Raw genomic sequence first — 19,085 nt, forward strand, 5'->3', positions numbered from 1 at the left:
TATCAATTAGTTTTTCTAATGTGAAAAACAATTTTTTTAGGTTGAAAGCTGGTCTGACCTATCTATAATACCCTCAATTCAAGAATGAACTGACCGGTTGTCGCTTATTCTTGTTATTGTTCCCTGGATTTAACTTCCTTGTTGTTCTGTTTTTAACCCGCTCTTTGAGCGGGTTTTTTTTATCTATTCGCTGTCTACGCCGGGTAAACCAAAGTGCCGATAGGCATGCGGGGTCGCAATCCGCCCGCGCGGTGTGCGCTGTAAAAAACCTTGCTGAATTAAATACGGCTCAAGCACATCTTCAATCGTGTCTTTTTCTTCACCGATTGCAGCAGCAAGATTATCCAGCCCGACGGGTCCGCCCATAAATTTTTCGATGATCGCCAGCAGTAGCTTCCGATCCATGTAATCAAAACCGGCTTCATCGACATCGACCATGGCCAGTGCAGCTGCAGCAGTCGTAGCGTCAATCACCCCACCATTACGCACCTCGGCGAAATCACGAACACGGCGGAGTAAGCGGTTGGCGATCCGCGGGGTACCACGCGAACGCCGCGCAATTTCCAGTGCGCCGGCTTGGTCAAGTTGTAAATTTAAGAAATTCGCCGAGCGCTGGATAATACTCTGCAGTTCTTCAACGCTATAAAATTCAAGTCGCTGTACAATCCCAAAGCGGTCACGCAAGGGCGAAGTGAGGGCTCCCGCTCGGGTCGTTGCGCCAATCAGTGTAAACGGGGGTAAATCGAGTTTAATTGAACGCGCAGCAGGCCCTTCACCGATCATAATATCCAGTTGATAATCTTCCATAGCTGGATAAAGAATTTCCTCAACCACTGGGCTCAGGCGATGAATTTCATCAATGAACAACACATCATGGGCTTCAAGGTTGGTTAACAATGCCGCAAGATCACCGGCTTTTTCCAGTACTGGACCTGAGGTTTGCCGAATATTTACCTCAAGTTCGTTCGCAACAATACTGGCAAGGGTGGTTTTACCAAGCCCAGGAGGACCAAAGATAAGCAGATGGTCAAGCGCCTCAGAACGTTGTCGAGCCGCTTGGATAAAGATTTCCATTTGCTCCACAACATGTTTTTGGCCCGTGTAGTCGGTCAGTTTACGGGGCCGAATCGCACGATCGATGACTTCATCTTCGGCTTGCGCACTCGGTTGGTTTATTCGATCAGGTTCTATCATCAGCTTCGCTCATTTTTTCCACGCGGTTTCCGCAATCAATGCATCGACCGCAAGGCCGCACGAATCAATTCCTCACTGCTTGCCTCAGGTGCTTGCTTACTGGCATTGGCAATCGCTTTTTCTGCTTGCGCTGGCTTGTAACCGAGTGCCAGTAACGCATCAAGCGCGTCATCTCGAGGTCGGGCAGCACTCACCGTCGGCTCAAGATCATTCATATCAATCGGCATGGCATCCGTTGCCGGGGTATCTGAGGTCCAGTTCTGCAATTTATCCCGCATTTCAACCACCAGTCGCTCGGCAGTTTTTTTACCAACGCCTGGCAACTTCACCAGTGCTGCAACATCATCGCGACTCACAGCTTGCACAAATTGATGCGCTGTCATTCCCGACATAATAGTCAACGCAAGTTTCGGTCCAACCCCTTGCGCTTTGATCAATTGCCGGAATAAATGCCGCTCTGCATGAGTATTAAAACCATACAACAACTGTGCATCTTCGCGCACTACAAAATGGGTGATCAAAGTCACCTCAGCACCCACATCAGGTAAGTTAAACAGGCACGACATCGGCATTTGCACTTCATAGCCCACCCCATTCACGTCAAGCACAATCTCAGGTGGTTGTTTACTGATAAGGGTGCCACGTAAGCGTCCGATCATCGGCGTCTCCCCGCTGTCACAAGTTTGGTGTAATTTAGATGAGCATGACACATTGCCACGGCAAGTGCATCCGCAGCGTCCGCTTGCGGGGTGACATTTAGCTTTAATAAAGTTGTCACCATATGCTGTATTTGGCGTTTATCGGCAGCGCCAGTACCGACTACCGCTTGCTTGATCAGGCGCGCCGCATACTCGTGCACGGGTAGGTTCGCGCGCGCCGCGGCGACAATTGCGGCCCCGCGCGCTTGCCCAAGCTTTAATGCCGAGTCTGGGTTGCGCGCCATAAAGACCTGTTCAATGGCAAACTCATCGGGTTGATACTGTTCGATCAACTCGCGGATGCCATCGTGAATAATCCGCAACTTGGCGGCCAAATCCAACGGCGCACGGGGGCTGCCCACAGCATTAATACACCCACTGCCTAAATAGCGAAGTTGCCGCCCTTGCTGTTCTATGACGCCATACCCTGTCAGTCGCGAGCCTGGGTCAATCCCGAGAATAATGGCCATCGATGCCGCAATGTTACCTTAGCTAATCAGCGTTAGAGTCCTGTTCTGATAAGGTAACCGCTACATTCAATTCCTGCAATGCTTCAGCATTGGCAACACCCGGCGCATCGGTCAGCACACAAGCAGCTGTGGTGGTTTTCGGGAAGGCGATCACATCACGAATCGAACTGGCGCCTACCATCAACATCACCAACCGATCTAACCCGAATGCGAGACCCGCGTGCGGTGGCGCACCATATTGCAGCGCATCGAGTAAGAACCCAAACTTCTCTTGGGCTTCAGCAGCATCGATCCCCAAGATTTCAAACACCGCTTGCTGCATCGCATTATCATGGATCCGCACCGAGCCGCCACCGACTTCTACGCCGTTAAGCACCATATCATACGCATTCGAGAGTGCCGCGCTCGGCTCAGCTTTGAGTTGCTCTGGGGTCACGCCAACTGGAGCTGTGAACGGATGGTGAATCGCGTGCAACTGGCCGTCATGCTCTTCAAACATTGGGAAGTCGACCACCCACAATGGCCGCCACTCGTCAGCGACCAAACCAAACGCCTCACCAAGCTTCAAGCGCAGCGCACCAAGCGCTTCGGCAACCACAGTTGCCGAATCCGCACCAAAGAAAATGATATCGCCAGTTTTCGCCGCAGTGCGTTCAAGAATTCCATTGAGTGCGTCATCAGGAATAAATTTCAGCACCGGTGATTGAATCCCGTCACGGCCGGCCTCGAGGTCGTTCACTTTCAGCCAAGCCAAACCTTTGGCGCCATAGATACCCACGAACTGAGTATATTCATCAATCATTTTACGGGTGATCGCTGCCGCCTGCCCCGGCACTTTCAGCGCCGCGACCCGCCCTTTTGGATCATTGGCAGGGCCAGCAAATACTTTAAACTCAACCTCGGTCAGTAAGTCAGCGACATCGACTAACTCTAGCGGATTGCGCAAGTCTGGCTTATCACTACCAAAGCGGCGCATCGCCTCGTGCCAACTCATCCGTGGGAAGTCGCCTAAATCGATATTAAGCAACTGCTGGAACAACCCGCGCACCATAGTCTCGGTGATTTCCATCACCTGATCGGCGCTCATAAACGAGGTTTCGATATCGATTTGGGTAAATTCTGGCTGGCGGTCCGCACGTAAGTCTTCATCTCGGAAACACTTCACGATTTGATAATAGCGGTCAAAACCCGACATCATCAGTAACTGTTTAAATAATTGCGGCGATTGCGGGAGCGCGAAGAATTTGCCTTTATGCGTACGGCTCGGAACCAAGTAATCCCGCGCACCCTCAGGTGTGGCACGGGTCAACATGGGCGTTTCGATATCTAAGAAACCGGCATCATCAAGGAAGCGGCGCACAGCAGACGTCACTTTCGCACGAAACTGCAAATTATGACTCATGTTGGGGCGACGCAAATCGATATAACGATAACGCAAGCGTTGCTCTTCGCTCACTTGCTGGTTGTAGTCAATCGGCAGCGGTGCAGAACGGTTTAGAATCGTGAGTTCAGTCGCTATTACTTCAACCGCACCAGTGGCCATATTGGCATTCACTTGGCTTTCCGGACGGGCACGCACTTCGCCGCGTAATTGAATACAGAATTCTTGGCGTAACTTGTTCGCAGTTTCAAACAACTCGGCTTGGTCTGGGTCAAACACTACTTGCACAATCCCAGTGCGGTCGCGCATATCGATAAAAATTAAGCCACCGAGGTCTCGGCGTTTATGCACCCATCCACTCAAAGTGACGTGTGTGGCGACTGTCGCTTGATCAAGTTGTCCGCAATAATGGCTTCGCATGCCCTTTCCTTACCGCTTTGAAGTTACAGTTTGTAAAGCGCAACATTATAGCGAAATAGGCTAATTTGTCAGTAGTCGAGCGGCTTTTATTATCAATATCGCATGCGCGGCCCGGTTCAGCTAGAATAGCGCTATTCCGCTATGATCTGAGATGGACATAAGACTATGACAACACCGCGCGATGCAATTTACGCAGAGCCCTTAGCGCAAGTGAGCGACTTCGTTTTTGACGAACGCGTCGTCGAAGTGTTTCCCGATATGATTAATCGCTCGGTCCCGGGCTATCAGAGTATTCTGCACGGCATTAAGCAACTCACCCGCCATTACGCCCAGCCCGATAGCAATCTATATGATCTTGGCTGCTCGCTCGGTGCGGCGACGTTAGCCATGCGCCAAGGACTCGAGTCAGATGCGCCAGCAGCGGTAAAGATTATCGCAATCGATAACTCGCAAGCCATGATCGAACGGGCCGAACGTCATATTGAAGGGTTTCGGAGTAGCATCCCGGTGCAATTAAAATGCGAAGATATCCAGGCATCAGAATTTGATTCCGCATCGGTCATCGTGATGAATTTCACCTTGCAGTTTATTCCACCAGAGCAACGTCAACACCTACTTGAGCGCATTTATGCGGGTCTAAAGCCCGGTGGCGTGCTGATCATTGCAGAAAAGTTCAAACACCCATCAACAGCAATGAACGAAACCCTGATCGATTTGCATCATGAATTTAAGCGTGCCAATGGTTACAGCGAGTTGGAAATTAGCCAAAAGCGCGCCGCTATCGAAAACATCATGAAAATCGATACCCTCGAAACCCATCGACAGCGACTACAAACGATTGGCTTTAGTGAATTCGCTATTTGGTTTCAGTGCTATAATTTCGCCGCTATGTTGGCGCAAAAGCCGCAATGATAAAAGGATCGCTCGTGCAATTTTCAGCTTTTCAAGATGACCTCAGCGCGGTCGCACAAAGCCCATTTCCAGAGTGGCTGGTCAGCCTTGCGCCACAACTCGAAAACTGGCTCAAAACGCAACAGCATGGCGAACTTAAAGCCTGGCTTAAAAGCGTCGAACAACTCCCTCTGATAACGCCGACAGAGATCTCACTCGGTGATACCGTAACCGTCACGAATAACCAAATTCAGCCAGGTCAACAAGCCCGCATCGAGGGCTTATTGAAGCAGTTGATGCCATGGCGCAAAGGACCGTTTGACCTCCACGGGGTGCATATCGATACCGAGTGGCGCTCTGATTTCAAATGGCAACGGGTGGCCCCGCATATCGGCGATCTGAGCGGCCAACATGTGGCGGATATAGGTTGTGGCAGTGGTTACCATCTATGGCGGATGTTGGAGCAAGGCGCGGAGCACGTCTGGGGCATCGACCCCGGTCAGTTGTTTATGGCGCAATTTCTCGCGGTCAAACACTTCATGCCAAAAGAGTTGCAGCAACGTGCGCACTTTTTCCCACTTGGCATCGATGATCTTGGCCCACTCCAGTGTTTCGATACTGTATTTAGCATGGGGGTGTTATATCACCGCCGCTCGCCGATTGATTTCCTCAGTCAATTGAAACAGTTGCTCCGTCCAGGTGGGCAGCTGGTGCTTGAAACCATTGTCATTGAAGGCGGCGAACAGGATGTATTAGTGCCGGGACAAACCTACGGCAAAATGCGAAATGTCTGGTTTATCCCAAGCAGCAAAGCCTTGATGCATTGGCTCCGACGGGTCGGTTTTAAACAAGTTGAATGCGTTGATGAAGGCGTAACCGAGTTGGCCGAGCAACGCGCGACGGCTTGGATGGAAGGGCAATCGTTGGCGGATTTTCTCGATCCAAACGACAACAGCCGCACCATCGAGGGCTATCCAGCTCCTCGACGGGCAGTCATTATTGCTAAATAGCCTTACTGAGCCATTGTTGCAATGGTTCGGCCAAAGCTTGGTCGCGGAGCGCGTGTTCAATGATGGCTTTGACATAGCCCAGTTTATTGCCGCAGTCGTGGCTCTTACCTTTCATGTAATAGGCATCCACTTGTTGTTGCTGCAGTAACATCGCCATCGCGTCCGTCAATTGGATTTCATTCCCGGCTCCGACCGGAGTTTGCTCCAGTAGCGGCCATAATTCCGCCGGGAACACGTAACGTCCAACCACAGCAAGATCAGATGGCGCTTCGGCAACAGGTGGTTTTTCAACTAACTGGGTAATCGCTGCCGATTGTCCGGGGGCAAGCTCAACCCCATTGATATCGGCCACACCGTATTGATTGACGAGTTCCTTCGGAACCTTTTCCACCATCACTTGCGCAGCACCGGTCGCGTTGAACGTTGCGATCATCTCAGCCAAGTTATCGCGACTCAAATCACAGCTGGCAGCATCAACCAGCACATCTGGCAATACCACGGCAAACGGCTCGTCACCCACCAGTGGACGGGCACAAAGCACCGCATGACCGAGCCCTTTCGCATGGGCTTGACGCACTGGCATGATGGTGACACCTTGCGGGCACAAGCTCTGCACTTGCGCAAGCAATTGGTCTTTGCCACGCGCCGCTAAGGTTGCTTCTAATTCGAAGTTACTGTCAAAGTGGTTTTCAATCGCACCTTTGCTGGAATGGGTCACCAAAATAATATCTGTTAATCCTGCTGCCACACATTCTTCAACAATTAATTGAATCAGTGGTTTATCAACCAAAGGCAACATCTCTTTGGGAATCGCTTTGGTGGCTGGCAGCATACGTGTGCCAAGACCTGCAACAGGGATCACTACTTTTTTAACCATCTCTCAAACCTTTTTCCGTTTTCCTTAACTGCTTTCCTTAATTTCACCTAGCCCGCTTAGAATTGGTCGTAAAAATCATCGTCCAATTCTTCTTCCAGCGGGTCTGGCTCAACCGGTGGATTGCCATCATACACTTTGTTGCGCCAATATTGGAAATAAGCCTCTTTAACAAAACTATATGGGTCGAGCGAGTTTTGCATCAGCTGTTCTTGCTGACGCAGCTGCAAACGGGTATCAAGCGCTTTCACTCCAGTTCGCGCAGCGCGTGCTGAAAAATCAAGTTCAGAACGCGGGAAGTAGGTACGGTCATACAAGTCAGCGCCACGATCAATTACGACCGTTGGCCCGTATCCAGGTAACATCAAATACGGTCCTTCTGGGACGCCGTAGCTCGCTAAGGTTTCGCCGAAGGTCTCTCTGCGACGCTCTAATCCAAGCGGCGTCGCCACATCAAAAATCCCTACCACGCCAACCGTGCTATTGATCACAAAACGCCAGAAACTGACGCCAGCGTCTGTCACTTTGCCCTGCAAAGCGTTATTTAACAGCGAGGCAGGTTCTTCAAGGTTGTCACTTACATTGCGAAGCCCCTCACGAACCGGTTCAGGTACATTTTCATAGGCTTCGGCAGCAGGCAATAACACGTGCTCATCGAGCTTTTCGTTAAACGCCCACATATCGCGGTTAAAGTCCTCAAACGGGTCGCGCGGGTCAGCCCACGCGTCATCCTCAGGAACACTCGCACAACCACTTAAAACGATTGCTAACACCATCAGGGTTAATTTTTTAAACACGCAGTTACTCCGTTTTACTCGCTCACCAGGGAGTCAATCACTAACTCGACTGTCTGGCTTTGCGCCGCCACCACAACCGGGCTTGCATCAATATCACCCGGCTCGCGATCAATTTGTTCATCCAATGAGATACGTGCTTGCACCTGCCATTGGTTTAAATTGGTTAGATTATAATCGGGCAACATGGCATCGGCACTCGATAAAGTCACCGTGACCGGGAACTCAGTCACAGCTTGCCGCACCACCGCAGCTGGCATTGGCACACCATCCACCGCGCGCACATAAACAAATAAAGTCGCGTTATCTGGCACCTGCGTTGCTAATTCTGGCGCCAGTTCAACCACCACCGTCAGTTGCAACTGCTGTTGTGCGAGACGCCCTTGTGCATCAGCAATCGCCGCTTGCAGCGCTTGCGTACGTGCACTATCGTCGGCCACTTGTTCAGTAAGGAGCTGCCAAGCGCTAATGGCTTGGGCGTAATCGCCGCGTTGATAGGCCACCAAACCAATTAAACTTAGCGCCTCTAAGTTATTGGGTTCGCGTTGCAGCAACTGCGCTAACAGTTGTCCCGCTCGGGCAATGTGCTCGTCGGTGCCTAGGTTGACCAATAGCTCGGCATAACTGACGATGGTCGCGCTACGCTCAGGATTCAGTGCCAATGACTTTTCATACGCCTCAATGGCTTGCTCCGGTTGCTGCATCACCGTCATCACCCGGCCATAAATAAGCCAAGGCACCGGGTCATTGGGAGCCTGCATTAGTTTTTGGCGCAACCCTAAAGCAAACTGACTCAATTCTGCCGGGGTCGTTGCCGCAGCATCATCCGACATCACCTTACGGCCAAGTTCCGGCAACTTAGCCAACGCTTCATCCGCCTGTTGCTGCAGTTTCCAGCCACCAAATAAGGCATACAGCACCACGGTGGTGATTAATATCAGCGCTGCAGGCAAGTAAATAACCTTGCCCACTTTACGATCATCGAATTGCTCGACTTCACTGTTTTCACTGATGAATCGCTTATCAAGTTCAAGCAAAGCACGCCGTGCAGCATTTTCGGTCAGCAAGCCATCCTTCTGTTCTTGCTCGATTTCCAGCTTGCGCTGCTCATAGAGCTCTTGGTTAACTTGCAAACGCGTCCGTTGCTGCTCGTGTTGCCGACGCCCCAGCACCAATAAGAATGCCGCGCCAATTAAACCGGTTAAAAACGCATATAACCAAATCATTCTGCACGCTCCGTATCGGTTCCACGCTGTTTCGCAAGCTCCTGTTGTAAACGTTCAAGTTGCGCTTGTTCAGCGGCCGATAATTGCTCATCGCCCTCAAGTTCACGGCGTCGCCGCAACTGCATGACACGCCAGCTGATGGCGGTCACGCCAAGGACTACAAATAACGCAGGGCCCCACCAGAGAATACTGGTACTGGCTTTCATAGGCGGCTGATAGTGGGCAAAATCGCCATAGCGAGCGACCATAAAATCAATCACCTCTTGCTTGCTTGCGCCGGCTTTGACCATTTCATAGGTTTTATCGCGCAAGTCTTTTGCCAAAGGTGCATCAGAGTCCGACAACGCTTGGTTCTGACATTTTGGGCAACGCAGCTCATCAATAAGGTCGCGAAACAAAGCTTCGCGCTCAGGATCATCAAATTGATAGGCCTGCAGATTGACCGCATGCGCCACCCCAACAGGGGCGTGCAACAGCACTACCGCAAGACTAAAAAAGGTGGCTGTGAAGAACTTCCGTATCATGCCCCGCCCCCTTGTTGCTCAGCTTGATAATCGGCGAACAACTGCTGATAAATCGGCTCCAATACATTGGCCCAAACGCGCTCATTCACATCGCCAACGTGGCGATAGCGAATCTGACCATGATGATCAATCATGAAGGTCTCAGGAGCGCCATACACACCAAATTCAATAGCAACATCACCTTGGGCATCGAACAAGTTCAACACATAGGGGTCACCTAGGGTATTGAGCCAGTTGACGGCTTTCGCGCGTGAGTCATCTTTATAATTTAAACCGACAATCGCCACCCCAGCAGCCGCGAGTTGGTTTAAATACTCATGCTCAGCACGACAAGTTGGGCACCATGTTGCCCACACATTTAATAACAGCGGTTGCCCTTTGAGCACCTGCTCTGAATAGATTTTCTCTGGCTGATAAATATCAGGCAACTGAAACTCAGGCACGGGCTTTCCAACTAACGCAGAGCTCAGTTCAGTCGGGTCTGAAAACAGCGCTTTTAATAAAAAGCCTACCATCAGCACAAAAGCCGCTAGGGGTAAGCCCAACACCAACCAGCGCCATGGCGAACGTTCAGTTGTTTGCTCAACCATGGCTCACCTCCGCTTCCGCGCCAGCACTGCTGCGCCGCTTGCGCAACAAGCGCGATTGCGAACGATAGCGCTTATCGGTCATAGCCAATGCACCACCGAGGGACATAATAATTGCGCCAAGCCAAATCCAGCGGACAAACGGCTTCACATATATCCGCACCGCCCAAGCATTACCATCTTCAAGCGGCTCGCCAAGCGCAACATACAAGTCGCGAGTAAAGCCCGCATCAAGACCGACCTCAGTCATACTGGTCTTCTGCACGGTATAAAAACGTTTCTCGGTAATCAGGTACGAAATTTGCCGCTCACCTTTATACACTTCGAACTCGGCATGGTCGGCGATAAAATTAGGCCCTTGATATTGGCTTAATTCAGCGAATTTAAAGCGATAGCCCTGTACCGTGACTTCATCACCCGGGGCCAAGCGCACATCACGCTCAACTTCATATTGGCTCACTGCCGCAATGCCCACTAAAGTAATCGCGAAACCAAGATGACCGAGCACCATGCCCCAGTGACTGCGGCCCAACTTAGTCAAGCTCGCAAGCCCTTCGCCGCGCTGTTCAATACGCTGCTTCAACTCAGTTACCAGAGTCAGCACAATCCACAAGGCTAAGACCAGACCAAGTACCGTCATAGCATGAACTTGGTCTGCAAGAACCAAAGGAATGGCATAGCCCAAACCCAAGGCCAAAATCAAAGCCAAGGCGAGCGAGCCACGCAGCGGCGCGAGTTGCTGGCGGCGCCAGCGGAACAGCGGGCCAAGCCCCATCAGCAGCACAAAAGGCACAATCAGATAGGTGTACATCTGGTTGAAAAACGGCACCCCAATGGAAATTGAGCCCAGCCCTAACTCTTTATGGACGAGCGGCAATAAGGTGCCCAGCAGCACCACCACCATGGCCGCCATCAATAGAATGTTATTCCCCAGCAGCAAGACTTCACGCGAAGCAAAGTCATAGCGGGTTTGCGAACTGACTGCCCCGGCGCGCAAGGCGAACAGCAATAAGGAGCTGCCAATCACAATCACGAGTAAGGCAAGGATAAACAGCCCACGCGCAGGATCCGTTGCAAACGCATGCACTGAAACAATGACCCCAGAGCGGACCAAGAAAGTCCCAAGTAAGCTCAAGCTGAAGGCAGAAATTGCCAACAGGACCGTCCAGGCTTTAAAGGTTCCGCGTTTTTCGGTCACCGCCAACGAGTGAATCAGCGCAGTGCCCACGAGCCATGGCATAAAGCTGGCATTTTCGACTGGATCCCAGAACCACCAGCCGCCCCAGCCAAGCTCGTAGTAAGCCCACCAACTGCCAATCGCAATCCCAAGGGTAAGGAAAATCCATGCCGCTGTAGCCCACGGACGTGACCAACGGGCCCAGGAGGCATCGAGCTTTCCGGCCAACAAAGCTGCAATTGCAAAGGCAAAGGCCACCGAGAAGCCGACATAGCCCATATACAATAACGGCGGGTGAATAATCATCCCGGGGTCTTGCAAGAGCGGATTCAAATCACGGCCATCAACCGGAATCAGTGGTAAGGCACGGTCAAATGGATTGGAGACCGACAGCATAAACGAGTAAAAGCCGATACTAATCAGCCCAAGAATCGCTAATACTCGTGCCATCATGGTTACTGGCATCCGCTTCGAGAACATCGCCACCGCAGCGATCCAACCCGCCTGCATCAACATCCACAGTAAGAACGACCCTTCATGGGAGCCCCACACCGCAGTGATGCGATAGATGAGCGGCAATTTGGTATTCGAGTTAGCCGCCACATAATAAACGCTGAAATCGTGAACGATAAACGCCCAGGTCAGCATAATGTAGGCAACGAGGGTAAAGAAAAATTGTCCGTAGGCGAGTGGCCGCGCCAATAGCATGGCACCGCTATGGCCTTTGTAGGCGCCCCAAAGCGGGTAAATGGCCAGTAGAATCGAGAAGGTCAGCGCTAACGCCAGCGCCATTTGCCCTATTTCAGCAATCATGGCGAGCCTCCGTCTTGGTTATAAGCCTCGTTACTATTCGGATTAACGTGCTTAATACCTTTCATTTGCTCAGCCAACTCTGGCGGCATGTATTCTTCATCGTGCTTAGCGAGGACTTCAGTTGCCTCAAGTACTAAAGGCTCAATCATTACGCCTTGGGCAACAATACCTTGCCCCTCACGAAATAAGTCAGGCAAGATCCCTTGATACAGAATGGTCACTTCAGGGCCAGTATCGGTAACCCGGAAGCTGACTTCGAGAGTCTGTGGATTGCGCTGCACGCTGCCTTCCACCACCATGCCACCGATGCGTAAGCGCTGGCCCACCACGGGTTTGACTTTATCCGCACCTAAGCCATCGTGAACCTGGCTCGGGGTATAGAACAAATCAACTTGCTCACTCATAGCGTACAAAATTAAACCAAGACTTGCGGCAACTCCAAATACCAGGCCTAGCGTCCATCCTAAACGCTTTTTACGACGAGGGATCATGCCTTACTACTCCGTTGTTGTTTGCGTCGTGCTAATCGTTGTTGCCGAGCCGCCTCTTGTGCGCACAATTTACGCAAGTTTTTGCGAACCAGCATGGTGTGTATCATTAAACCCGCGAGGGCAAAAAAAGTTCCCGCAAAAGATAGCCAGACATAAAAGCCATAGCCACCCATCGCGATAAAATCATGCCAGGATTCAAATGCCATCTTATTGTCCTTCTGTTTGCGCCGCGTTATCGCCGAGCAGCTCTTGTTGAACCCACGGGCGATGCAGTTCTTGCTTCAATATTTCATTACGCAAACGCCAGCAAATCAGTGCAGCGGTTAACATCGCAAAACCGAATAAAGCAATGTAAAGCGGCGTCGCCATGCTCATTGGCATCGAGGGCTTAGCAAACTTGGTGATGGTTGAGGTCTGATGCAGCGTGTTCCACCAGTAAACCGAGTAATGAATAATCGGTACGTTGACCACCCCAACCAAAGATAAAATCGCCGCAGCTTTAGCGCCCGTGCGCTTATCTTCGAAGGCATGGTAAAGCGCAATCACCCCGATATAGAGGAACAACAAAATAAGTTGCGAAGTAAGCCGTGCATCCCACTCCCACCAGGTCCCCCACATGGGTTTACCCCAAACCGCACCGGTAAATAATGAAATCGCGGTCATCACTGCTCCAACTGGCGCGATGGCATTGATCGACCACTCTGCGGTGCGGATCTGCCACACCAGCGCAATTAAGGCGACAATCGCCATACCGGTAAACGAGCCCATACTATAAAGCGCAGCCGGAACATGAATGAAAATGATGCGATAGCTATCACCTTGTTGGTAATCCGGTGGTGCGAAGGCGAGGCCCCAACCGACCCCAACTACAACACCAATAACCGCCAATACCGAAAACCATGGCAGCATCTTGCCCAATAATCGATAACTTGCCTCGCCCTTTGCATAGGGGTGTAACCATCGCCACATGTTAATTCACACTCACTCGTATTGAGGCCGCGATTGCGAGCGGTGATAACGTAACTGTTAACACCATCAACGCGGCTAACCATGCTAATTGTCCGCTGACCGGCATACCTAATAACGCTGCTTCAACTGCTGCCGTCGCAAAAATCAGCAGTGGAATAAATAACGGTAAAATCAGTAGGCTGACCAAGGCTCCACCGCGGCCAAGGCTCACGGTCAAAGCCGCACCAATAGCGGTCAGCGCACTTAAAATTGGCGTTCCGAGCAATAAACTCAAAGCCAGCGTTCCCCAGCCCTCGAACGGTAGCTTTAGTAATAACGCTAACACCGGGCTTAAGATCACCAGTGGTAAGCCGGCAAACAGCCAGTGCACGGCAACTTTTGCTAACGCCAAGGCACTTAATGGCGCCGGCACCAGTAGTAATTGTTCGAGGCTACCATCCAAATAATCATCTCGGAACAGCCGCTCTGAACCAAGCAGCGCCGATAATAACGCAGCAACCCAAATAACGCCTGCGGCAATCCGTCCCAAGATGTCAGGCCCCGGCCCAACGGCCAGCGGAAACAGGCTGACCACAATCAACAAAAATACCAGTGGATTAAGAATATCACTGCGTTTGCGCAAGGCGACTTTGGCATCGCGCAGCATCACCGTTTTCAGCAGTTGCCAAGTACTGGCGTTATTCATAAGCCACTTCTCCAAGTTCAAGCACTTGCAAGGTCTTAGGTCGCCAAGTCAGGGCTTGGTGGGAGGTCAAAATCAAACTACCTTGGTTGGCTTGATGGGCTGCAAAACGCTGTTGCAGCAGCTCGATCCCCACTTGGTCCAAGGCGGTAAACGGCTCATCGAGGATCCAGAGTTTTGCCGAGCTATACCACAGCCGCGCCAGTGCAATGCGGCGTTGTTGCCCGGCTGAGAGTTGCTGTGCGGGAATGTCTTCTAGACCGAGTAAGCCGACTTGCTCAAGCAACGCCCATGGATCGTCGAGTTGGATACCATCAAGTTGCGCTTGCAGTTGAATATTTTCGATTGCAGTTAGGGCGGGTTTAACAGCCGGCTTATGACCGATAAAGAGGGTTTGCCGCTGCCAGTGTTCAGGATCATGGCGGAGTGCTTGGCCAAACAACTGCACATCGCCTTCAAGAGGTCGCAGTAGCCCAGCAAGAATTCGCAACAAAGTTGATTTACCGGCGCCATTTGGCCCAGCCACGTAGAGCACCGCACCGGCCTCAAGCTTGAAACTCAAGGCTTCAAACAAGACTCGACCTGCGCGGATTGAGGTTAACTCGCGTGCATCAACAACCGTACTCATAGGGGCAGCTCATTGGGCGCCTTCTGTCAGCTCAGATGGCGCTCATCCTACCACATTAGTCGACGGTCATCAGCACATTATGGTGTTCATTTTGCTGGATATTTGACACCGTGACAGAACTCGGCTGGAACACCCCACCCGCATCACTACTGAAGTTAATGGTGAGGGTACTGCCGGCGGCAATCCCCGGGCATGAATACGAGCCCGTATCGGCATTGCCCTGCTTCGAATAAGTACAGCTTACATTCAAATCACTGGTGGTAATCGAGACACTGTTGTAATAACGCTGAGTACAAGAACGATACGCGCCATTTTGCAACAACAAACAATTAACCTCACCGGTAATTGAATAGAGCGTGGTCGAACCCTCGGGTTGGGTTTGTACGTTTACGGTGACCGAGTCAGTGAATTCTTGCAAACTAATCATGGGTTGCTTGATAAAGCCCCCTAAAACTGAGGCATTACCCTCAATTGCCCTGAGCGTCATCACTGAACTCCCATCGGTCTCAGCATCCACCCGCCCTCGCGAATATGTTCCGTAGTAATCGTTTTCAGGATCAACAATGGTTTCAATGGTTTCATTGGTAATACTGGCAATACTCGGGTTATCCGCCTCCCAATCAGCGAGCAAGGTCACATTCACCTCATAAAACGGCACTTTAGCGATCCAATCGGCTTCGTTGTTATTAATCGCAGCGCGTACTTCGGCCAAATGTTCTGCACTCATATCATCAAGATAAATGGCTCGACCAATCAGCTGATACGCACCCGGCACCACATCTAAATCGCGACCCTCCAGAGGTTGCGGCATAGTGCCACCGGTCACCAAGGCTTTTACCACAGCCCGGACATAATCGGTATAAGCCTGTGCACCATCACTGTTAATCAAGTATTCAGCTGAAGCCACGGTCAAAGCTTCAAGTTGCCAATCAGGATACATCTGATAGTAGCCATCGACGCGACGCATCCGACACGATTCGTAGTATTCACTGCCACCTGCTCTCACCTCAGCAGTCACTAATCCAAATAAGCTCGGGCCGTAATGACGGTGATGACCACGCGACGTTCGATTGTTATCTTTTAAGTACACCCGACCTTCGTTGACCATGTCCTGATTATCATGGTGGTCGCGGCAACATTGGGTACAAAGGCCGGGTTGATTGCTATCCGCCGGCACCCCATAAACTTTCTCCACCAACTGATTTCCGTCTGGGTCAAGGATCAAGCGCCCATCATGTAGCGTCAGTCCAGCGGGGGTATACCCTTGTCCAGAGCCGGCCATACGGCACTTACAATTCACCGTAATAAAGTCTTCCGCGCGCTGGGTTTTGGTTCGTTCATCATAAGTAACGGTATCAAAACGAACCAACAAGCGTTCTCCCGAGCGGTCGACTTGCGGTGTCGGTCGGGTAGTTTCTTTCACCAAAAAGTCGTCGCCGCGCCATCTTCCGTCAGTTTGACCCCAATAACTGCGGGCGCAGCACCCGGCGTATAAGTAACTTGAGGTTTATTGCGTGGCGGTGGTTCAGTGACCACCAAACCACTATCGCGCATGGTCACGCGTCCGAGCCAGCCGTCGAGAGTTAAGCGTTGCTCAGAACCGCCACGCTCCTGCCAACTAACGCTGATACTCGCAGCCTTGGCATCGGGTTGGGTCGGCAAAGGCTCAGGCAAACCCGTGTCACCGGGTGACAGCCATACTGTATTAAAATAACGCGCACTGATGGTCCAAGTTAAATTATAGGTTTTATCATCGCGGGTGACTTCAGCACTACCACCGGCAAGTGCATCGTAGGGAGTAAACCTCAATGTCTCGAGTTGCGCTTGCGCAATTTCCAGCGCAACATTGCGCTCTGCCGCCCGCATTGAGCTCTGAATGAAGGTGCGTTGTAAGGTCACCATGCCGGCAACGCCGACCGCAATAATGGTCAACACTACCAGGAGTTCAACGAAGGTAAATCCCCGTTGCTGAGATTGCCGAGCGAGGTTAAAAGTCATGCCAGCTTCCTCCTACTCGGTAGATTCTTCGAAATGCATCATTGGTAACGATATGAGTCAACACACTCTCGTTGTAGCGCACGGTCAAATTACCATTGGATAAGTCAGGGTCACGATTGGCCATCACCGCACCCTCGACCCGGGCCTCACCATTCATTTTTAAAGCATAACTTGTGGTCTCGCCGGGGGTGGTAAAGGCGAACACCATCCCATAAACAGTAATACTGCCGTTCATGGTGACATTTCCATCCTGCACAATTAAGGCAACCGGGTTTGCTTCGCTGCCAACTTGCGCCGTATTGATGGTACACGAGCCATTCACCCAAATAAGCCCGATTGAATATAAGTCCAAGCTGTCGCAATTATCGTACTGCACAGGGGCCATATATCGCAGGCTCTCCCACTCGGCTTCCGGAACACCGAATAAGTATTCAAGTAAATCACTCGGAAAGTTCGGATCGTTGTCTAAAATATCAACCCCATGATCACCACGCTCACTAAACGGTAAACTGGCACAGTTACCCTCGGCGAACTCTTGTTGGCCGCAGGTGGTGCCGTTGCCGTTGATATCAACATCGCCACTGGTCCAAATTGATAGCGGCACGCCATCACCACCGCCGTTGGGATTTGCCACTACTTCAAAACTACCGGACACATTCATACTGCCGCGAATCGCTACTGGAGTATCCGGGGCACTGCGCAGCAAAGGTAACACCGCCACTTGCTGCTGCACTTGGCGGCGACCGCGGTCATCAGCTGATTGCGCTTGAATTGTAATATCAACGATATCGACGTCACCGTGAGGCGTATCTTCGTAGCGAGTTGCCGCAAGAGTCGCGGTATAACTTGCTCCGGCAATCGTGGCGGTAAAGGTTCGATTTAAATCAGTACGGTCATCATCGATAATCATAATGGTTTGCTCAAGCGCAGCATCGGCGATCAAATTCGCCTCTTGGGCCGCTTGATGATTGCGCATGATCCGCTGCTCTTGCATTTTAAAACGCGCGGTATAAAGGGTGACCAAAATAATCACCGCCAACAGCAAAACGGTCAGTGTGAGGGTGGCGTACCCTTTACTAGAACGCATTTCGAAGCACCACATCGGTTGTTAAAGTTCGTTGCAGAGTTGGGTCGGTTGCCGCTTGTGCGACCAAGACAATGTTAACCCGTTGTTCAGTCATATCAGCGCTTATTTGCTCAGTGAGGGTAAAGGTCAGCGCACTGACATTCACCATCGCGGTACTGGTTAGATCTTGCCAGCCGCCTTCGGTACAACTGGCACTGCTCTGACGCCGTTCAATTTGCCCCGTCGCTAAGCGATAGCCAAATGCTTCACTGTTCCCATCATCGACTCCATTGCCGTTGATGTCGTATTTAAACAAGATACAACTCGAGCCTGCTTCGTCAGAAAATGCGGATATCACCACGCTATCACTAAAGGCGGTAACGGTATTATCTGGGGCGATAATGATGTTGGCCGCGCCCGCATGATACCCGGTCCGCCGGATATCGCTCACCATAAGCTCCATCACCGCAGTGGTTTCCTCCTGCAACTGACTAAAGGTTAAACTGCGCGAGTTCACCCCAAGAGTATTCGAGAACACCGATGTTAAGGCCGCCATAAGCACTAGCCCCAGCCCAACTGTAATCATTAGCTCGACTAAGGAGAGACCGCGCTGTTTACTCAACTGTACCGTTAACATTCTGGATATCCGCTTATGTCACCCACTCGGCAATAACGTAGACGCCCCAACGCACTGACCACAACCCGAAGTTCTGGGCCACCGTTAATCGCTAATTGATAACGCACCGAACCCGCATTGCCATTGGCAAGCCCACGTAAACCATCAAAACGGGTGTATGCTCCTGCCGCAAAATTCGCTTCGGGCAAATTAATGTCCGCGAAGTCACTGCCCTGTTGTTGCCGCAATACGCTATCGATGCTGCAGTCATCGGTAAAACAATTACAATTGTTGGTGGTCGCAACAACGGCGCACCACTGACCATCGGCAACACTCCACACCACAAAACGATCTTCTCCCGCCCGCAGTGCATCCGAACGAGCGTATTGGAGCAAGCCGTAGGTCTCTTGCGCCGCGCCCCGCAAACGCGTCTCACGAGCAAGGTCAAGCATGGTTGGCACGCCTGCACCGAGGACTATGCTTAAGATCGCCAGCGTAATGAGCAATTCAAGTAGCGTCAGACCGCCATGTAGCGGTTTGCGAACCTTTTGATTTAAAAGACGTAATCCACGCATT

Annotated in this window: 22 protein-coding genes; 2 read left to right on the forward strand and 20 right to left on the reverse strand. The window is 51.4% G+C overall.

Annotated elements, in window-relative coordinates; translation table 11 throughout:
• Positions 1 to 183 precede the first annotated feature (183 nt).
• Genes ruvB through aspS form a run of 4 tightly spaced genes read right to left on the reverse strand, consistent with a single transcriptional unit; the run spans position 184 to position 4,163 of the window.
• Entirely contained in the window at positions 184 to 1,194 is a 1,011-nt protein-coding gene (gene ruvB, locus CWI83_RS04670) for a Holliday junction branch migration DNA helicase RuvB (RefSeq protein WP_126826417.1), read from the reverse strand.
• Between the two features lie 35 nt (positions 1,195 to 1,229).
• Positions 1,230 to 1,853: a Holliday junction branch migration protein RuvA gene (ruvA, locus tag CWI83_RS04675; protein WP_126826420.1), complete on the reverse strand. Its 624-nt coding sequence runs from the start codon at positions 1,851 to 1,853 to the stop codon at positions 1,230 to 1,232.
• Positions 1,850 to 2,362 (reverse strand): crossover junction endodeoxyribonuclease RuvC, encoded by a 513-nt coding sequence (gene ruvC / locus CWI83_RS04680; protein ID WP_126826422.1) that lies wholly within the window; start codon positions 2,360 to 2,362, stop codon positions 1,850 to 1,852. The genes ruvA and ruvC overlap by 4 nt, the downstream gene beginning before the upstream one ends.
• 22 nt (positions 2,363 to 2,384) lie before the next feature.
• Entirely contained in the window at positions 2,385 to 4,163 is a 1,779-nt protein-coding gene (gene aspS, locus CWI83_RS04685) for an aspartate--tRNA ligase (RefSeq protein ID WP_126826425.1), read from the reverse strand.
• 165 nt (positions 4,164 to 4,328) lie between these two features.
• Between aspS and cmoA the strand changes: the two genes are divergently transcribed.
• Positions 4,329 to 5,075, forward strand: a complete 747-nt coding sequence (gene cmoA, locus CWI83_RS04690; RefSeq protein ID WP_126826428.1) for a carboxy-S-adenosyl-L-methionine synthase CmoA — start codon at positions 4,329 to 4,331, stop codon at positions 5,073 to 5,075.
• Positions 5,072 to 6,064, forward strand: coding sequence for a tRNA 5-methoxyuridine(34)/uridine 5-oxyacetic acid(34) synthase CmoB (cmoB, locus tag CWI83_RS04695; RefSeq protein WP_126826431.1), 993 nt, complete (start codon positions 5,072 to 5,074; stop codon positions 6,062 to 6,064). Before cmoA ends, cmoB begins: the two co-directional genes overlap by 4 nt.
• Here cmoB and galU read toward each other — a convergent pair.
• The 16 genes from galU to CWI83_RS04775 are packed head-to-tail and all read right to left on the reverse strand — an operon-like array spanning position 6,057 to position 19,084.
• Positions 6,057 to 6,941, reverse strand: coding sequence for a UTP--glucose-1-phosphate uridylyltransferase GalU (gene galU, locus CWI83_RS04700; protein ID WP_126826434.1), 885 nt, complete (start codon positions 6,939 to 6,941; stop codon positions 6,057 to 6,059). The genes cmoB and galU overlap by 8 nt on opposite strands.
• Positions 6,942 to 6,997: 56 nt before the next feature.
• On the reverse strand, positions 6,998 to 7,735 hold the full coding sequence (locus CWI83_RS04705; RefSeq protein ID WP_241969871.1) for an MlaA family lipoprotein: 738 nt from the start codon (positions 7,733 to 7,735) through the stop codon (positions 6,998 to 7,000).
• A gap of 14 nt (positions 7,736 to 7,749) precedes the next feature.
• The gene (ccmI, locus tag CWI83_RS04710; protein ID WP_126826437.1) at positions 7,750 to 8,958 is read right to left on the reverse strand and encodes a c-type cytochrome biogenesis protein CcmI; all 1,209 of its coding nucleotides are present in this window, start codon (positions 8,956 to 8,958) and stop codon (positions 7,750 to 7,752) included.
• Positions 8,955 to 9,482, reverse strand: a complete 528-nt coding sequence (locus CWI83_RS04715; RefSeq protein WP_126826439.1) for a cytochrome c-type biogenesis protein — start codon at positions 9,480 to 9,482, stop codon at positions 8,955 to 8,957. The genes ccmI and CWI83_RS04715 overlap by 4 nt, the downstream gene beginning before the upstream one ends.
• Complete coding sequence (locus CWI83_RS04720; protein ID WP_126826442.1) at positions 9,479 to 10,072, reverse strand: DsbE family thiol:disulfide interchange protein; 594 nt, start codon at positions 10,070 to 10,072, stop codon at positions 9,479 to 9,481. Before CWI83_RS04720 ends, CWI83_RS04715 begins: the two co-directional genes overlap by 4 nt.
• Complete coding sequence (locus tag CWI83_RS04725; protein WP_126826445.1) at positions 10,065 to 12,059, reverse strand: heme lyase CcmF/NrfE family subunit; 1,995 nt, start codon at positions 12,057 to 12,059, stop codon at positions 10,065 to 10,067. The genes CWI83_RS04720 and CWI83_RS04725 overlap by 8 nt, the downstream gene beginning before the upstream one ends.
• Entirely contained in the window at positions 12,056 to 12,550 is a 495-nt protein-coding gene (gene ccmE / locus CWI83_RS04730; RefSeq protein WP_126826448.1) for a cytochrome c maturation protein CcmE, read from the reverse strand. Before ccmE ends, CWI83_RS04725 begins: the two co-directional genes overlap by 4 nt.
• Positions 12,547 to 12,756 carry a heme exporter protein CcmD gene (ccmD, locus tag CWI83_RS04735; protein ID WP_126826451.1) on the reverse strand — a complete coding sequence of 70 codons (210 nt, stop codon included), beginning with the start codon at positions 12,754 to 12,756 and terminating at the stop codon, positions 12,547 to 12,549. Before ccmD ends, ccmE begins: the two co-directional genes overlap by 4 nt.
• A 1-nt stretch (position 12,757) precedes the next feature.
• The gene (locus tag CWI83_RS04740; RefSeq protein ID WP_126826454.1) at positions 12,758 to 13,519 is read right to left on the reverse strand and encodes a heme ABC transporter permease; all 762 of its coding nucleotides are present in this window, start codon (positions 13,517 to 13,519) and stop codon (positions 12,758 to 12,760) included.
• Between the two features lies 1 nt (position 13,520).
• A complete protein-coding gene (ccmB, locus tag CWI83_RS04745; RefSeq protein WP_126826457.1) occupies positions 13,521 to 14,204 on the reverse strand; it encodes a heme exporter protein CcmB in 684 nt (227 codons plus the stop codon).
• Entirely contained in the window at positions 14,197 to 14,829 is a 633-nt protein-coding gene (gene ccmA / locus CWI83_RS04750; RefSeq protein ID WP_126826460.1) for a cytochrome c biogenesis heme-transporting ATPase CcmA, read from the reverse strand. The genes ccmB and ccmA overlap by 8 nt, the downstream gene beginning before the upstream one ends.
• A 55-nt stretch (positions 14,830 to 14,884) precedes the next feature.
• Positions 14,885 to 16,252, reverse strand: a complete 1,368-nt coding sequence (locus CWI83_RS04755) for a hypothetical protein (RefSeq protein ID WP_126826462.1) — start codon at positions 16,250 to 16,252, stop codon at positions 14,885 to 14,887.
• The gene (locus tag CWI83_RS04760; RefSeq protein ID WP_126826465.1) at positions 16,249 to 16,827 is read right to left on the reverse strand and encodes a prepilin-type N-terminal cleavage/methylation domain-containing protein; all 579 of its coding nucleotides are present in this window, start codon (positions 16,825 to 16,827) and stop codon (positions 16,249 to 16,251) included. The genes CWI83_RS04755 and CWI83_RS04760 overlap by 4 nt, the downstream gene beginning before the upstream one ends.
• A complete protein-coding gene (locus CWI83_RS04765) occupies positions 16,817 to 17,914 on the reverse strand; it encodes a PilX N-terminal domain-containing pilus assembly protein (RefSeq protein WP_126826468.1) in 1,098 nt (365 codons plus the stop codon). The genes CWI83_RS04760 and CWI83_RS04765 overlap by 11 nt, the downstream gene beginning before the upstream one ends.
• Positions 17,904 to 18,530: a prepilin-type N-terminal cleavage/methylation domain-containing protein gene (locus CWI83_RS04770; RefSeq protein ID WP_126826471.1), complete on the reverse strand. Its 627-nt coding sequence runs from the start codon at positions 18,528 to 18,530 to the stop codon at positions 17,904 to 17,906. The genes CWI83_RS04765 and CWI83_RS04770 overlap by 11 nt, the downstream gene beginning before the upstream one ends.
• The gene (locus tag CWI83_RS04775; RefSeq protein ID WP_126826474.1) at positions 18,524 to 19,084 is read right to left on the reverse strand and encodes a GspH/FimT family pseudopilin; all 561 of its coding nucleotides are present in this window, start codon (positions 19,082 to 19,084) and stop codon (positions 18,524 to 18,526) included. Before CWI83_RS04775 ends, CWI83_RS04770 begins: the two co-directional genes overlap by 7 nt.
• Position 19,085 lies beyond the last annotated feature (1 nt).

The organism is Pseudidiomarina taiwanensis (assembly GCF_003987435.1).
GTDB lineage: Bacteria > Pseudomonadota > Gammaproteobacteria > Enterobacterales > Alteromonadaceae > Pseudidiomarina > Pseudidiomarina taiwanensis.

Excerpts from the sequence above, each read along its gene's own strand:
- ccmE (WP_126826448.1), bottom strand. The coding sequence starts at position 12,550 with ATGATCCCTCGTCGTAAAAAGCGTTTAGGATGGACGCTAGGCCTGGTA.
- ccmB (WP_126826457.1), bottom strand. The coding sequence starts at position 14,204 with ATGAATAACGCCAGTACTTGGCAACTGCTGAAAACGGTGATGCTGCGC.
- ruvB (WP_126826417.1), bottom strand. The coding sequence starts at position 1,194 with ATGATAGAACCTGATCGAATAAACCAACCGAGTGCGCAAGCCGAAGAT.
- cmoA (WP_126826428.1), top strand. The coding sequence starts at position 4,329 with ATGACAACACCGCGCGATGCAATTTACGCAGAGCCCTTAGCGCAAGTG.
- ccmI (WP_126826437.1), bottom strand. The coding sequence starts at position 8,958 with ATGATTTGGTTATATGCGTTTTTAACCGGTTTAATTGGCGCGGCATTC.
- cmoB (WP_126826431.1), top strand. The coding sequence starts at position 5,072 with ATGATAAAAGGATCGCTCGTGCAATTTTCAGCTTTTCAAGATGACCTC.
- ccmA (WP_126826460.1), bottom strand. The coding sequence starts at position 14,829 with ATGAGTACGGTTGTTGATGCACGCGAGTTAACCTCAATCCGCGCAGGT.
- CWI83_RS04775 (WP_126826474.1), bottom strand. The coding sequence starts at position 19,084 with ATGCGTGGATTACGTCTTTTAAATCAAAAGGTTCGCAAACCGCTACAT.
- ruvC (WP_126826422.1), bottom strand. The coding sequence starts at position 2,362 with ATGGCCATTATTCTCGGGATTGACCCAGGCTCGCGACTGACAGGGTAT.
- ccmD (WP_126826451.1), bottom strand. The coding sequence starts at position 12,756 with ATGGCATTTGAATCCTGGCATGATTTTATCGCGATGGGTGGCTATGGC.
- CWI83_RS04770 (WP_126826471.1), bottom strand. The coding sequence starts at position 18,530 with ATGTTAACGGTACAGTTGAGTAAACAGCGCGGTCTCTCCTTAGTCGAG.
- CWI83_RS04720 (WP_126826442.1), bottom strand. The coding sequence starts at position 10,072 with ATGGTTGAGCAAACAACTGAACGTTCGCCATGGCGCTGGTTGGTGTTG.
- CWI83_RS04765 (WP_126826468.1), bottom strand. The coding sequence starts at position 17,914 with ATGCGTTCTAGTAAAGGGTACGCCACCCTCACACTGACCGTTTTGCTG.
- aspS (WP_126826425.1), bottom strand. The coding sequence starts at position 4,163 with ATGCGAAGCCATTATTGCGGACAACTTGATCAAGCGACAGTCGCCACA.
- CWI83_RS04740 (WP_126826454.1), bottom strand. The coding sequence starts at position 13,519 with ATGTGGCGATGGTTACACCCCTATGCAAAGGGCGAGGCAAGTTATCGA.
- ruvA (WP_126826420.1), bottom strand. The coding sequence starts at position 1,853 with ATGATCGGACGCTTACGTGGCACCCTTATCAGTAAACAACCACCTGAG.
- CWI83_RS04725 (WP_126826445.1), bottom strand. The coding sequence starts at position 12,059 with ATGATTGCTGAAATAGGGCAAATGGCGCTGGCGTTAGCGCTGACCTTC.
- galU (WP_126826434.1), bottom strand. The coding sequence starts at position 6,941 with ATGGTTAAAAAAGTAGTGATCCCTGTTGCAGGTCTTGGCACACGTATG.
- CWI83_RS04760 (WP_126826465.1), bottom strand. The coding sequence starts at position 16,827 with ATGACTTTTAACCTCGCTCGGCAATCTCAGCAACGGGGATTTACCTTC.
- CWI83_RS04715 (WP_126826439.1), bottom strand. The coding sequence starts at position 9,482 with ATGATACGGAAGTTCTTCACAGCCACCTTTTTTAGTCTTGCGGTAGTG.